This is a genomic window from Psychrobacter sp. UBA2514 (assembly GCF_002341255.1).
Lineage (GTDB): Bacteria > Pseudomonadota > Gammaproteobacteria > Pseudomonadales > Moraxellaceae > Psychrobacter > Psychrobacter pacificensis.
On record NZ_DDNS01000018.1, the window covers coordinates 55774 to 71073 of the forward strand.

Sequence of the window (15300 nt, forward strand, 5' to 3'; positions counted from 1 at the left end):
AAGTGTCACGGTAATGGCGATGCGACCACACTAGAAGACGAGCCAGAAGCGGCAGACGTCAAAGAGCAAGGTCTAGGCTGGCGCAATCCTAAAGGTAATGGCAATGCAGGTGATACTGTTTCAAGCGGTATTGAGGGCGCGTGGACAACCAATCCAACCCAGTGGGATCATGGCTATTTTGAATTATTATTGAACCACAATTGGGCATTAACCAAAAGTCCAGCAGGTGCATGGCAGTGGGAGCCGACTGACATAAAAGAAGAAGACCGTCCATTAGACGCTCATGATCCAAGTGTCCGCCGTAATCCGATCATGACTGATGCTGACATGGCACTGATTAAAGATCCTGTTTATCGTGAGATTTCAGAGAAATTCCATAACGACCCAGCGTATTTTGATGAGGTGTTTGCCAAAGCATGGTTCAAGCTAACTCACCGTGACCTAGGGCCTAAATCTCGTTACTTAGGGGCAGATGTACCGAGCGAAGACTTTATCTGGCAGGACCCTATTCCAGCAGGCAATGCAGACTTGAATGCTGATGATATTGCAGCGCTAAAATCACAAATATTGGACAGTGATTTGAGCCGCCGTGAATTAATCATTACCGCATGGGACAGCGCACGTACATTCCGCGCATCAGACTATCGCGGCGGCGCAAATGGCGCACGTATCCGCTTAGCCCCTCAAAAGGACTGGGCAGGAAATGAGCCAGAACAGCTGCAACGTGTGCTTGAGGCGTTAACCCGCATTCAGTCTGATTTTGATAAAGACGTGAGCTTGGCCGATTTGATTGTGCTTGCTGGTAATACTGCTATTGAGCAGGCAGCGAATGATGCAGGCATAGAGGTTACGGTACCATTTACCGCAGGTCGCGGTGATGCAGAAGCGGCAATGACCGATACCGAATCTTTTGCAGACTTGGAGCCTTTGCATGACGGCTATCGCAACTGGGTCAAAGAAGACTATGCAGTCTCTCCTGAAGAGATGCTGCTCGATCGCACGCAGCTAATGGGATTGACCGCGCCTGAGATGGTGGTATTGATTGGCGGTATGCGCGTCCTTGATACCAACCATGGTCAAAGCCAACAAGGCGTCTTCACTGACCGTGCTGGGGTCTTGACCAATGACTTCTTTGTCAACTTGACCGACATGAACTACACGTGGCATCCCGTGAAAACAGGTGACGAGTCAAGCAACACGGTCAATAGTTACGAAATACGTGAGCGTAGTACCGGTAATACCAAATGGCAAGCCAGCCGTGTGGATTTGGTATTTGGCTCAAACTCTATCTTGCGTGCTTATGCTGAGCTATATGCGCAGGATGATAACTTAGAGAAATTCGTTCGTGACTTTGTCAGTGCTTGGAGTAAAGTCATGAATGCGGATCGTTACGATATCGCCAAATAAGTCTGGTTCGCCAAACTGATTGGTCATAGATGAGTATATAGATGATGAACAGCTGTCTTTTAGAAGGCAGCTGTTTTTATGTTTGTGTCTAATACAATAGCTAGTACTATTTTGGTTGTTTTGCCTTGATAAAATAGAGACTTATAACTAATATTAAAAATCCTACTCATATATTCATAATTATTATAAATTGATAGCTATTTATTATATACAAGAATAAAACCTTTGTTTTACACTAGCCCTTTACGGCATACTTATACGTTTTTACTTTCATATACAGACCTTTTTAATACAGATAAGGTTGGTATCGTCATACAATAGGATTCAGTAATGGCAATTGATGTAGTGGTCAACCAGCGACATTTACAAATTCAGCTCAAGCAGCTGGAAACAGTATGGCATACCGTCATCAATGGCTATAATTTAAGCCAAGCGGCAACTGTACTGCATACCAGTCAATCGAGCTTATCCAAGCACATTGCTGCGCTTGAGAGTCAACTAAAAACAGATGTGTTTATCCGTCAAGGCAAGCGCTTAACCGGCCTTACCGACATGGGCACTGCACTACTGCCACATATCGAAGCTATCTTTGCTGAAATACGTACGATTGAGAACTTAAGCCTCGATTATAATAATCCTAATACAGGTACGCTCACCATTGCCACCACGCATACGCAGGCGCGTTATGTCTTGCCACATGTGGTAAAAGACTTTAAAGAGCGCTTCCCTAAGGTGAATTTGATTCTGCAGCAAGCTGATCCTGAAACTATCGCGCAGATGGTCATTCGCGGACAGGCGGACATCGGTATCGCTACCGAATCGCTACTTCATAATAACTATCTACGCTGCCACCGCTACTATGATTGGAACCATCGCATTATCGTCCCTAAAGATCATGAGCTTGCCGGTCTAGAAACTATCGATCTGCCCACGCTTGCCAGCTATCCTATTATCACTTATCACGGCGGCTATACGGGTCGCAGCGCTATTGATAAAACTTTTAGCGATGCAGGGCTAGAGCCTGATATTGTTTTAGCGGCTCTCGACGCTGACGTGATCAGTACGTATGTCGGGTTAGGTTTAGGGATTGGGATCATCGCGGAGATGGCATTTGAGCCTAGTCATTATCATAACCTTACTGCTATACCGGTCGATCACTTTGGCCGCTTTACCAGTTGGATGGCGGTGCGTGATGATGCTGAGGTTCGCCAGTATGGCCGCGCCTTTATGGATCTGTGTCAGAAACAATTTGACAACTAAACAAAGCGGCTAGAGCGTCTGTCCTACCTTACGCCACCTTTACCGAGCTTATGCATAAGTGATAAAATACAGTCTCAAACGTTATTCAACGTTTGATTTCTTTTTTATTTCTGCATGTATTGCTGGACGCCTAGACATTGATTTGTACTGGGTGTCGACCACTGCATGTTCATTTGCTTCTATGTAACAGGTGATACCGCTCATGGAAAAACTCGTAGCGATCATTATGGCAGTTTTTGCCGCCCCTTTGCTTATTGGCGGCGCTTATCTGCTCTCTTTAGGCGGTAGTCCTTACTATCTTTTTGCTGGCGCAGCGATGCTTGCGACCGCTTTTTTGTTGTTCAAAAAACATTGGAGTGCTTACGGCCTCTACGCTCTTTTCATCGTCATAACGATGGTTTGGGCACTGTGGGAATCTGGATTTTACTGGTGGGCGCTGGCAACTCGCTTGGGTTTCCCACTAATATTTGGTTTATTAATGCTTTTACCGTGGGTCTCTAAGAAGATGCACGGGAAACACGCTCAAGTAACAACCACAAACAACACTAAGAAAAGTCCTCTTTATTATTGGGGACTAATGGCCAGTGTGGTTGTGGGCGCACTGCTCTCTTTTGGTAGTATGGCCAATAATGCCACCGACAAATTGGGCGAGCTCGATTTAACTACCAAAGATGACGGCGATCAAAATGCCACTTCTACCAACCTTGGCGACCCATTATCCACTGGTGAGCAAACACCAGATGGCGAATGGAGCGCGTATGGCCGTACTGATTATGGACAACGCTACTCTCCTCTGGCTCAGATCAACACTGATAATGTCAAAGATTTAGAACTCGCTTGGCAAATCCAAACCGGTGATGTCAAAGGTCCTAATGACGTTGGTGAAACCACTTATCAAGCAACCCCACTAAAGATCGGCAACGCTCTTTATATGTGTACGCCGCACAACTGGGTGCTAGCATTAGATGCCGACTCTGGTGAGACTCTATGGAAGTTCGATCCTAAGGTTGGCGAAAACCTCCAACGTCAGCATCAAACTTGCCGCGGTGTCTCTTATTACGCTGGTCAAGCTGGTACAAACAGCACTACGCCAGCAGCTAATGCTAATACCGAGACAGCTAGCAATAGCGCCGTCAGTGATACCACTGATAATAACGTAGTAGCGGCTAATAAACCGGCTGCGACTGGCGATACATTGGTGCAAAAAATTGCTGGGAATACCTTTGAAAATCCTTCCAAGCAATGCGATGCCAAGATCTTTATCCCAACTTCTGATGCCAAGCTATATGCCCTCGATCCAAAAACAGGACAACGCTGTCAAGACTTTGGTGAAGATGGTGCATTAGATTTGATGCACAATATGCCGTTCCAGCAAGCAGGCTACTACTACTCAACGTCTGCCCCAGTGGTTGCAGGCGGCGTTATTATTGTCGCTGGTGCTGTTAACGACAACTACGATGTAAACTCACCCTCTGGTGTGATCCGTGCTTATGACGTGAATACTGGCGAGCTTATGTGGAACTGGGATTCAGGCGATCCTGACAACACAGCCCCTTTTGATGTCAATGATCCAACTCAAGTCTATCGCACCAGCTCGCCAAACTCATGGTCGACTGCCAGTGCTGATGAAGAGCTTGGCTTGGCCTACTTCCCAATGGGCAATCGCACGCCCGATCAGCTCGGTAGCTATCGTAATGCTGCTGAAGAAAAGTATGCAACCTCTGTGGTCGCACTAGATCTGAAAACTGGTGAAGCGCGCTGGGTACAGCAGTTTGTCCATCATGACCTTTGGGATATGGACACGCCTGCGCAGCCAACACTGCTTGACTTAGATACCGCTGATGGTGTCCAGCCTGCATTGGTGGTACCGACCAAACAAGGCGATGTTTATGTCTTGAACCGTGCCACAGGCGAGCCTATTGTACCTATCAAAGAACGTGATGCACCGCAAGGCTATCTCATTGCTGGTGAACATGCATCGCCTACACAGCCTTACTCTGGTCTGAGCTTTGCGCCTGAGAAACTGACTGAAAAAGATATGTGGGGCGCAAGTCTCATCGATCAGATGATGTGCCGTATTGAGTTCAACAAACTCAACTACGACGGTCGCTACACGCCACCATCAACCAACGGTACGTTAGTCTATCCTGGTAACTTTGGTACCTTTAACTGGGGCGGAATCGCTGTTGATCCTGAAAATGGCGTGATGTTCGGTATGCCAACTTACCTTGCCTTTACCTCAAAACTCATCCCTAAAGACACACTTGGCGATGTTGAGACCAATAAAGGTGAACAAGGTGTGAATGCCAACGAAGGCGCAGACTATGCGGTAGAAATGGGACCATTCTTATCACCACTTGGTGTACCTTGCCAGCAGCCACCATGGGGCACTATCGCAGGTGCTGATCTGGCCACAGGCGAGATTGCTTATCAGCGCAAAAACGGTACCGTACAGGACTTATCTCCTATTCCAATCAAGTTTGAATTGGGGGTACCTGGTATTGGTGGACCTATCATCACTAAAGGTGGCGTCGCATTCTTGTCAGCAGCAACAGAAAACAACTTCCGTGCTTATGATCTAAAGAATGGCGATGTCCTATGGAATGTACGTATTCCAGCAGGTGGTCAGGCTACACCTATGACCTACTTGAACTCTAAAGGTGAGCAAATGGTCGTGTTGGTTGCTGGTGGACATGGTTCAGTAGGTACGAAGATCGGTGATTATGTGGTCGCTTATAAGCTTGGCAATCAAGCCAAATAAGTGATTTGAATAACTTACCATTTACATAATGTCATTTTAAAAAAGCAGGTAACTTAGGTTGCCTGCTTTTTTTATGTGCGTGTGCGACTGGTTTTGTTATACAAATACTTTTGATATAGATATGTTTGATAGCAAGCTTATCAGCAGCCTTATCTTTTGCTAGCTATACCTACTACCCACTAATGGCGCTTTGTTGTGAATTGTTACTGCTTGGTCACACGGCTTGAAATCGGTAATGGTGACAAGCATATCAAGAGAAAATAATTAGTCACTCTACTGGATAATTTATGAATAACAAAATCCCTTTATCTTTTTTAGATCTCGCACCTGTACCTGAAGGCCATACCATCGCTGAAGGCATCGCCCAAACGGTTGAAACCGCACAGCAAGCAGAAAGATCTGGTCTAAACCGTTATTGGATGGCTGAGCATCACAATATGCCGGGTATCGCCAGTGCAGCAACCTCAGTATTGCTGTCGCACATCGGTAGCCAAACCGAGCGTATCCGTATTGGGGCAGGCGGTGTGATGCTACCTAATCACGCCCCGCTGGTCATCGCTGAACAGTTTGGCACCTTACAAGCGCTTTATGGCGACCGTGTTGACTTGGGTTTAGGACGCGCACCTGGCACTGATGGGGCGACGTTTCAGGCACTGCGCCGCCAAATGCAAGACGCCGAGCGTTTTCCACAAGACGTCCAAGAACTGATGTACTTCTTGGGCAATGATACAGATGGCAGCCCTGTACAAGCGTTCCCTGGCGCCAGATCAGGCGTCCCTATTTGGATATTGGGCTCGTCCCTATTTGGTGCGACCTTAGCCGCGCATTTAGGACTGCCCTATGTGTTTGCCTCACATTTTGCACCGCAAATGCTAGGACAAGCAATTAAAGCCTATCGTGAGCAGTTCAAACCGTCTGCCTATTTAGATAAGCCTTATGTCATGCTGGCTGCAAACTTGTTACTGGCTGACGACGATGAGACTGCTCAGTATCACTTTACCTCAGCACAGCAGAGCTTTGTACGTTTGCGCCGTGGTGAGACAGGTCAAATGCCAAAACCTACGCACGATATGGACAGCATCTGGAGCCAAGCAGAAAAAATGATGGTAGATAATGCGCTGTCAGTTTCATTCATTGGTTCTGTCGAGACAGTCAAACCAAAATTGGCTGCGTTTTTGGCAACCCATCAACCAGATGAATTGATTGTAACCGCTAATGTACATAATCAAGCAGCGCGTATTCGTTCACTTGAACTTACACCGGAGCTAAACTTATTTACTTTACAATCAAATGAGACACTTGCATAATTATTGCCAAACCTTAACTGGATTTTTGACATGGAAGCAACTGCGGTTATCGGTGCATCACTTATGATTGGCTCGTCGATATTTATGTATATCTTGGCATTTCTTGCAGTCATGGCTATCGGTGGATATCTGACCTATCGTACCAGTCCTAAGCGTAAGCAACGTCGAGAAGAAAAACGTAACCGAGACAATATAAATTGACATTCAACCCCCCCCCTTTTTTTCAAAATAGAAAAAAGGGGGGTTTTAGTATTACAACGACCAGTTGACGCTATGTCCAACAAAGCACTGACTATATAAGCTACATCAAACCAAGCGCACGTAAGGCGGCCGCACCAAACGCCATGCCAAACATACCAACCACCGTCGTAAACGCCAAAATATTGGCCGCCAATATGTCATTACCCCCCATCGCTTTTGCCATGACATAACTGGCCGCTGCGGCTGGTGATGCCACCATCAAGAATAACACGCCCATATGGACGCCTGATAAACCAAATGCCAAACCAATCGCAATGGCGACGGTGGGTGCAATCACAATCCGACCAATACTTGCCTGCATAGATAACCCTGAGGCACTCAGCATCGATTTCAAATCAATACTAGCACCAGCGCAAATTAGTGCCAGCGGCAATGCAACCGCTGCTAATAGATCACCCGTTGTATGAATAACGCCTGTAAGCGGTGGCAATGGCAATGCCTTATAAGCGAATGCTGATAGCAATGCCAAAATAAGTGGGTTGGTAAATACCTTTTTGATGATCATAATACTGCGACTGATCAAAGTATCATCCACACTTTTAGAGACACGACTTAACGTAATGACCGCTAAAATATTAAACAATATGGTGACTACGCCCATGTAAACGGCACCAATACTTAAACCACGCTCACCATAAGCATTGGCAACGGTTGCAAGGCCAATAATCGCCATGTTGCTACGGAAAATACCTTGTACGAACACGCCTTGGTCGGCAGGACGTTTGACGAAGCGTTTAGCATACAGCTCCGCCCCAAAGAACAGGACAAATGTCACCAAAATACCAACAAAAATTAGCTTAACTTGCTGACCATAATCAACATCGCTATCGACCACGCTAAAGAATAGCAAGCAAGGCAGGCAGTAGTTAAAAACAAAGCTGGATGCCTGATCAATGAAACTTTGGCTCGCCTCGCCACGTCTTTGCATAAAAAAACCCAACCACATCAAAGCAAGGTTGGGGAATACAATAGTAATAGCAAAAACAATAGCATCAATCATAAATAGGCTCAATTCGGTGACAAGCCCATCATGATATGAGCATCAACAAGAAAATTTAATAAGTAATAATCAGATTTTACGACCTAGTATAGAGACAAAGCAGCAAGTAAGACAAGTTTGAATGAGACTTTATTTCGATAATAGAGTGGTTTTTCAATAAACAAAAGCCCGCAATAAAATATTATTACGGGCTTTTTATATCATGGATGCTTTGTTATAAAAGGCTTTAGCATACTACTGTTACGAGTCAAGCGCAGCCTTTGCTTTTTTATGTTTTTTGACCGTCATCGCCAATAACTGTATGGCCGCAGGTGTGACACCGCTGACACGTCCAGCTTGAGCTAGCGTCGCAGGACGAACTTGCGTGAGTTTTTGTACAATCTCGTTTGATAGCCCTGATACCACACTATAATCAAAATCTAGCGGTAGCGCCGTGTTTTCTAAGCGCTTCATTTGATCAATATCTTCTTGCTGACGATCGATATAGCCGGCATATTTGACAGAAATCTCAATCTGCTCTCCTACTTGCGCATCAACGGTTGAGTCAGTAATAGCCGCGATATCAGCAAAACGTATCTGCGGACGCTTGAGCAAATCAAAGGCAGTCGATTCTTTAGAGAGTACCTCACCTGTCTGCTCAGATAGTTTCTGACCCAAGGTATTTGTCGGCGTGGCCCACATGTCTTTTAGGCGTGACGTCTCTGTCGAGATCGCCTCCATTTTTTCTTGATATGCTTGCCAGCGCACATCATCTACCAGCCCTAGCTTGCGACCCGTCTCTGTCAAGCGCTGATCGGCATTGTCTTCACGTAGCAGCAAACGATACTCTGCACGGCTCGTAAACATACGATAAGGCTCGGTCGTACCATGGGTGATCAAATCATCCACAAGTACGCCAAGATACGCTTCATCACGGCGCGGGGTCCACGTGTCAAACTCGCTATTGTTGGTCGTCACCAATGCGGCATTGGTCCCTGCTAGCAAACCCTGCACGCCCGCTTCTTCGTAGCCAGTCGTACCATTGATCTGACCCGCAAAGTACAGACGATCAATCGATTTGGTCTCAAGCGTGGGCTTGAGGTTTTGTGGATCGAAATAATCATATTCAATTGCATAGCCTGGACGCGTGATATGGGCGTTCTCAAGCCCTTTCATGCTATGAATAAAATCTAACTGCACATCAAACGGCAAACTGGTTGAGATACCATTCGGATACAGCTCATGCGTGGTCAAGCCTTCTGGCTCAATAAAGATCTGATGGCTATCTTTGTCCGCAAAACGATGAATTTTATCTTCGATAGATGGACAATAACGCGGGCCTACGCCTTCGATTTTGCCAGAGAACATCGGCGAGCGATCAAGATTTTCACGGATGATATCGTGAGTACGCGCATTGGTATGCGTGATATAGCAGTTGACTTGCTCAGGATGCATAGAAACATCACCCATATAGCTCATGACAGGCAGCGGCGTATCACCAGGTTGTACCGTCATCACGCTAAAATCAACGCTACGTGCATCGATACGTGCTGGCGTGCCTGTTTTTAGGCGACCTACTGGCAATTTCAGCTCACGCAAGCGATCGGCGAGCTTGATAGAAGGCTGATCGCCTGCACGCCCGCCATTTGAGTTTTCTAGACCAATATGAATGACGCCGCCCAAGAAAGTCCCTGAGGTTAATACGACTGTTTCGGTCTTAAAAATAATACCTGTAGAGGTCACAACAGCTGTCGCACGGCCATTCTCTACTAAGATATCATCAGCGGCTTGCTGAAATATATCTAGGTTTGGTTGATTCTCTAACGTATGACGAATAGCCGCTTTATACAAGATACGGTCTGCTTGCGCACGTGTGGCACGCACAGCAGCGCCTTTACGGCTGTTTAGTACACGAAACTGGATACCTGCTTTGTCCGTTGCTAGCGCCATTGCGCCGCCTAATGCGTCAATCTCACGCACTAAATGCGATTTACCGATACCGCCAATCGCGGGATTACAGCTCATCTGACCAAGCGTCTCGATATTATGGGTCAACAATAAGGTCTGAGCGCCCATACGTGCAGCCGCCAAAGCAGCTTCTGTACCAGCATGACCACCGCCGATTACTATCACGTCGTAATGTTTTGGGTATTGCATGTGTGCCTCACTTGACTCATAACGCTGCTGATTGACGTATCTTGTGTTCAAATAAGAAAACCATCAGCAAATAAACGTCAGTCGTATTTATAAAAAAGATAACGACTCAGATAAATCGTTCATAATTGGTTGAATAACCCATCATTATAACAATTTTTTCACGCTTAAAAAACGCTAGGATAAAAACTATTATAATTAAGCGCAAAGATACTTACGCCAGCATCACTTTGGTTGTTAGCTTTTGAGTTCGTAATGATCTCTTAGTTATTACTGTTTCCACGGCTCAAGGGTACGATCTGATCCGATTGACCGCTAGACAGCATATGATGGCTACCATACCCTTCTGGGTTTATCTGTAGATAGGCATTCATTTGACCAATCGCCTCACCATCCTCACTCGCTAAAATCTGCGCTTTGATAAGCTCAACTGGCGGTAATGGTAAGTTTTTGAGCAAGGCCAAGCGCTGATGGTTATCACCCTTGTTGACTACTAATTCGATAAGTTGACGAGCATCGATTGGCAAATCTGGCGTGTTTTGAGCCAACAATGCCAAGTGATAAGCACCTGCTGGATCTTGGTCCACAACAATGCGCTGTTCAATAGCGATATAGGTCGCTTCAGTTGCACCGCCCGCCACACTAAGCTGATGAATACACTTCAGTGCTGAGTATGACTCATTGTTAGCAATCTCAATGATCCGCGTAGATTCGTTTTTTAAACGCTCACGACGCTTTTCAATCGCCGCCTGCTCAGCCGCTTCTCTCTGCTCATTTAACTGTTCACTGGTTTGGTTATTCATAAAGCTCTCTTAATTATCTGATAATTATTATTTATATCGCTGGTATCTTCGACAATATATGGGGGTAAATCCCCTAAAAACAACGAAGCCTAATGACATAGGCGCGTGGAAATACTAGTAAGGACAAGAATAGATAGAGTATTAGTGACACTAATAGCAATAATAAAAAAACCCAAATAGCCATTAATGACTACTTGGGTTTGCTGTGCTCGTATCTTACAAAGAATAATTGGACATTAAATACATCCAATTCACACTTTTAAGTATTAAGCAGCAGGGCTGTTTGCTTCAACCAATGGCTTTAGCTCGCCTGATTGATACATTTGCAAGATGATGTCTGATCCGCCCATCAACTCACCATCAATCCATAATTGTGGGAAAGTTGGCCAGTTCGCAATTTTTGGCAACGTTGCACGAATTTCTGGGTTTTCTAAAATGTTTACAAACGCAAATGGACGACCAATCTGAGTCAACACTTCGATAGAGCGCGCTGAAAAACCACACTGCGGAAATTGCGGTGTGCCTTTCATGTAGATAATGACTTTATTGTCACGGATTTGATCACGGATCAATTGTTCAACGTCGTTTGCAGCAGTGTTTGGGGTTTGCTCACTCATAAAAGCTCCTATTGATAAAGCGGTTCATTAAAATGATTATTTATATAAAAATAATTGTGTAAAGACGTGGTTGATACATGGGGCGACTGCCGCTGTATTACAAGCACGAATTTCGATCTATGTAGGTTCAACAGTATTAGGGACTAATAATACCACGGCATTGGCCATGATGCCTTCTTGACGACCCGTAAATCCCAATTTTTCAGTCGTGGTGGCTTTTACACTGATATTGCTAATATCCGTTTGTAAGTCGCTCGCGATATTAGCGCGCATCGCTTTGTTGTGCGGTGCCAGCTTTGGACGTTCACACATCACCGTGATATCAGCATTGCCTATACTATAACCAGCCTCTTGCACTTTACTATAAACATAACGCAGCAAAATCCTTGAATCCAATCCAGCATGTGCCGCATCGGTATCAGGAAAATGCTGCCCAATATCGCCAAGTGCAAGTGCGCCCAGTAGCGCATCAGCCAATGCATGCAAGACCACATCCCCATCAGAGTGTGCGAGCAAACTATGAGAATGCTCAATCGGCACGCCCGCTAGAATGACATATTGTTGCTGCTGACCATTATTATGAAAAGCATGAACGTCGATACCTTGACCAATTTTTATCATTATTATTCCAAGATGAGTTAAAGGTGATTAAAATAATTCAAAACCACTATCTGAATTTTCAAAGTGGTTTTACGAGTAGCCAGACACCATCGGTCGCCACCAGTTTCAATTAACTGGTATAATATGACGTTTATTTTATCATAATACCAGATCCAGAAGACAAGCTGACGTTGTTGTGCTGACACTACGTATTGTAGTGATTGCATAACGCTTGGCGTCGGCATGTATTTTGGATAACGTATAAATAGTTGAGCCGTTTTATGTCAGCCATACAATACACTTCAAGCACAACCGTTTCTGAGTCTTTTAATGCTCATCGCCCTTTAACACTTGCTGATGTCGAAAATCCTAGCACCAAGCATGTGATCGTCGGTATGTCAGGTGGGGTCGATTCTTCTGTATCAGCCGTATTACTTCAGCAGGCAGGCTTCAAGGTTGAAGGGCTGTTTATGAAGAACTGGGAAGAAGATGACGGCACCGAATACTGTACAGCAATGGATGACCTCGCGGACGCGCAAGCGGTCTGTGACAAAATTGGCATCAAACTGCACACCGCAAACTTTGCAATGGAATATTGGGATCGCGTATTCGAGCACTTTTTGGCAGAATATAAAGCAGGACGCACCCCAAACCCTGATATTTTGTGCAACAAAGAAATTAAGTTTAAGGCGTTTTTAGACTATGCGTTGACGCTTGGTGCAGATTATATCGCGACCGGTCACTATACGCGCCGCAGTGTCAACTATAGTAACGCTGATGGCACAGAAGTTGCCCAGCTACTGCGCGGCCTTGATAACAATAAAGACCAAAGCTACTTTTTGCATGCGGTCGGCGGTGACAAAATCGCGCAGACCTTGTTCCCTGTGGGTGAGCTAGAAAAACCTGAAGTACGCCGCATCGCAGAAGAGCATGATTTAGTGACCGCGAAGAAAAAAGACTCAACCGGTATTTGCTTCATTGGTGAGCGCCGTTTTAAAGATTTCCTACAACAGTACTTGCCTGCCCAAAAAGGCGAGATACTTACTGATGACAATAAAGTCATCGATACTCATGATGGCCTCATGTATTACACATTGGGTCAGCGCGGCGGCATCGGCATTGGCGGTGTCAAAGACCGTCCCGAGGAGCCGTGGTTTGTATTGGCAAAAGACTTAGAGAAAAATCGTTTAATCGTCGGTCAAGGGCATGAACATCCCATGCTAATGAGCAACGAGCTAAAAGCCTATAAGCTCGATTGGATTGATGGTTTACCACCTGCGGATGTGTTTAGCGACGAAGGCTTAGCCTGTATGGAGAAGTCTCGCTATCGCCAGCCTGATCAAGCGTGCCGCGTGTTTGCGACCAATGCTGATGGCAGTGAGGTTCGAGTGGTATTTGATGAGCCGCAGCGCGCTGTCACTCCTGGACAGTCAGCGGTATTTTATATCGATGAAGTATGTTTAGGCGGCGGCGTGATTGAATCTATCGATGCACCATGTGGATTTTAATTGCTTCCTAACACCCAACTTAAAGCACAGATGTTGATGCAGTAAATAGATTTATTTTGACGAGGGTCAACATCGCTTTATTTGCATAGACCGCTTTTTTAATATCATATTTCTGCTATATTACGCGCAACGATTTCGACGCCGTTTTTTATATGGTAATTTTTTATCTAGACTCTTGCAGTTTTTTATTTCATAACTACTGAGGCACAACCATGACCCCACTTACCGCTCTCTCTCCAATTGATGGTCGTTACGCATCAAAGGCTGACAGCTTACGTCCTTATTTATCTGAATTTGGTCTAATCAAAGCCCGCGTTACGGTAGAGATTCGCTGGTTGCAGTCTTTAGCTGACAACAGCGCAATTGGTGAATTAGCAGCATTTGATGACCAGACCAACGCTTTTTTGAATGCAATCGTTGATGATTTTAGTGAAGCCGATGCCCAAGCGATCAAAGACATCGAAGCGACGACCAATCATGATGTAAAAGCGGTTGAGTACTTTATCAAGGACAAGTTCCGAGGTCAGGATGCCTTGATTGATTCTCTTGAGTTTATTCACTTTGCCTGTACCAGTGAAGATATCAATAACCTATCGTATGCATTGATGCTCAAAGACAGCCGCAAGCTTGTCGTTGCCAAAATGCAGCAAGTGACTGATAGCATCGTTGACTTAGCGATTGCTCATGCTGATCAACCAATGCTATCACGTACACATGGTCAGACAGCCAGTCCAACGACATTGGGTAAAGAGATGGCAAACGTGGCCTACCGCCTTGCTCGTCAAATCAAGCAAATCAATCAAGTAGAGTTATTGGGTAAAATCAACGGCGCCGTTGGCAATTACAATGCGCATTTTTCAGCGTATCCTGACGTCGACTGGCAGAGTCATGCTGAAGCATTTATCACTCAGCGTCTAGAGTTAACCTTTAACCCTTATACGACTCAAATTGAACCACATGACTATATCGCTGAGTTGTTTGATGCTGTTAAGCGTTTCAATACCATCTTGATCGATTTTAACCGTGATATTTGGCAATATATCAGCTTAGGCTATTTTAAACAGCGCCTAAGAGACGGTGAAGTTGGCTCTTCTACCATGCCGCATAAAGTTAATCCAATTGACTTTGAAAACTCTGAAGGCAACTTGGGCGTTGCCAATGCGATGCTGGCCCATTTGGGTGAGAAGTTACCGATTTCACGTATGCAGCGTGATTTGTCAGACTCTACCGTATTACGTAATATCGGTGTTGGCCTAGCACAGAGCATGATTGCTTTTGATGCGTGCCTAAAAGGTGTAGGTAAACTTGAGCTAAATGCACAGCGTTTAAATGACGACTTGAATCAAGCGCAAGAAGTGTTGGCAGAACCGATTCAAACGGTCATGCGTCGCTACCGTGTTGAAAACCCGTATGAAAAACTAAAAGCCTTGACTCGCGGTAATGCCATGACTCGTGAAGCCATGCTAACCTTTGTTGAAAGCGATGAGCTATCGGCTGTTAGCGATGTGGATAAAGAACGCCTACGTGCATTGACGCCTGCTACTTATATCGGTAATGCCGCTGAGCAAGCACGTGCTATTAAAGATTGGATTGCCAAACTATAACTGTCAGGCTTTAATGGCGATCTGCGTCCAATATGCGTC

12 protein-coding genes are annotated in these 15300 nt (G+C 45.4%); 7 read left to right on the forward strand and 5 right to left on the reverse strand.

Annotation, left to right across the window (positions count from 1 at the left end; genetic code table 11):
• From B3V51_RS06460 to B3V51_RS06480, 5 genes are all read left to right on the forward strand, one after another.
• Positions 1-1407: peroxidase family protein (locus tag B3V51_RS06460; protein WP_349676138.1), on the forward strand; the 1407-nt coding region annotated here is incomplete at its 5' end.
• Between the two features lie 330 nt (positions 1408-1737).
• Entirely contained in the window at positions 1738-2667 is a 930-nt protein-coding gene (locus B3V51_RS06465; RefSeq protein WP_286708135.1) for a LysR substrate-binding domain-containing protein, read from the forward strand.
• 202 nt (positions 2668-2869) lie between these two features.
• Positions 2870-5428, forward strand: coding sequence for a membrane-bound PQQ-dependent dehydrogenase, glucose/quinate/shikimate family (locus B3V51_RS06470; protein WP_286708136.1), 2559 nt, complete (start codon positions 2870-2872; stop codon positions 5426-5428).
• A 287-nt stretch (positions 5429-5715) separates the two neighbouring features.
• Positions 5716-6735, forward strand: a complete 1020-nt coding sequence (locus tag B3V51_RS06475; RefSeq protein ID WP_186474657.1) for an LLM class flavin-dependent oxidoreductase — start codon at positions 5716-5718, stop codon at positions 6733-6735.
• A gap of 30 nt (positions 6736-6765) precedes the next feature.
• Entirely contained in the window at positions 6766-6936 is a 171-nt protein-coding gene (locus tag B3V51_RS06480) for a hypothetical protein (RefSeq protein ID WP_186474658.1), read from the forward strand.
• Between the two features lie 100 nt (positions 6937-7036).
• On the opposite strand, the gene B3V51_RS06485 is transcribed toward B3V51_RS06480, so the two are convergent.
• The 5 genes from B3V51_RS06485 to ispF form a co-directional block, all read right to left on the reverse strand.
• Positions 7037-7996: an AEC family transporter gene (locus B3V51_RS06485; RefSeq protein ID WP_186474659.1), complete on the reverse strand. Its 960-nt coding sequence runs from the start codon at positions 7994-7996 to the stop codon at positions 7037-7039.
• A gap of 240 nt (positions 7997-8236) precedes the next feature.
• Positions 8237-10132, reverse strand: coding sequence for a tRNA uridine-5-carboxymethylaminomethyl(34) synthesis enzyme MnmG (gene mnmG, locus B3V51_RS06490; protein WP_186474660.1), 1896 nt, complete (start codon positions 10130-10132; stop codon positions 8237-8239).
• Between the two features lie 260 nt (positions 10133-10392).
• Positions 10393-10932 carry a hypothetical protein gene (locus B3V51_RS06495; RefSeq protein WP_186474661.1) on the reverse strand — a complete coding sequence of 180 codons (540 nt, stop codon included), beginning with the start codon at positions 10930-10932 and terminating at the stop codon, positions 10393-10395.
• 266 nt (positions 10933-11198) lie between these two features.
• Complete coding sequence (gene grxD, locus B3V51_RS06500; protein WP_057759647.1) at positions 11199-11549, reverse strand: Grx4 family monothiol glutaredoxin; 351 nt, start codon at positions 11547-11549, stop codon at positions 11199-11201.
• A 117-nt stretch (positions 11550-11666) separates the two neighbouring features.
• Positions 11667-12170, reverse strand: a complete 504-nt coding sequence (gene ispF, locus B3V51_RS06505; RefSeq protein WP_186474662.1) for a 2-C-methyl-D-erythritol 2,4-cyclodiphosphate synthase — start codon at positions 12168-12170, stop codon at positions 11667-11669.
• A 374-nt stretch (positions 12171-12544) separates the two neighbouring features.
• Here ispF and mnmA point away from each other — a divergent pair, with 374 nt between their 5' ends.
• Together mnmA and purB are read left to right on the forward strand one after the other, a co-directional pair.
• Positions 12545-13657, forward strand: coding sequence for a tRNA 2-thiouridine(34) synthase MnmA (mnmA, locus tag B3V51_RS06510; RefSeq protein ID WP_414706370.1), 1113 nt, complete (start codon positions 12545-12547; stop codon positions 13655-13657).
• A 212-nt stretch (positions 13658-13869) separates the two neighbouring features.
• Entirely contained in the window at positions 13870-15261 is a 1392-nt protein-coding gene (gene purB, locus B3V51_RS06515) for an adenylosuccinate lyase (protein ID WP_286708137.1), read from the forward strand.
• The last annotated feature ends 39 nt before the right edge of the window (positions 15262-15300 follow it).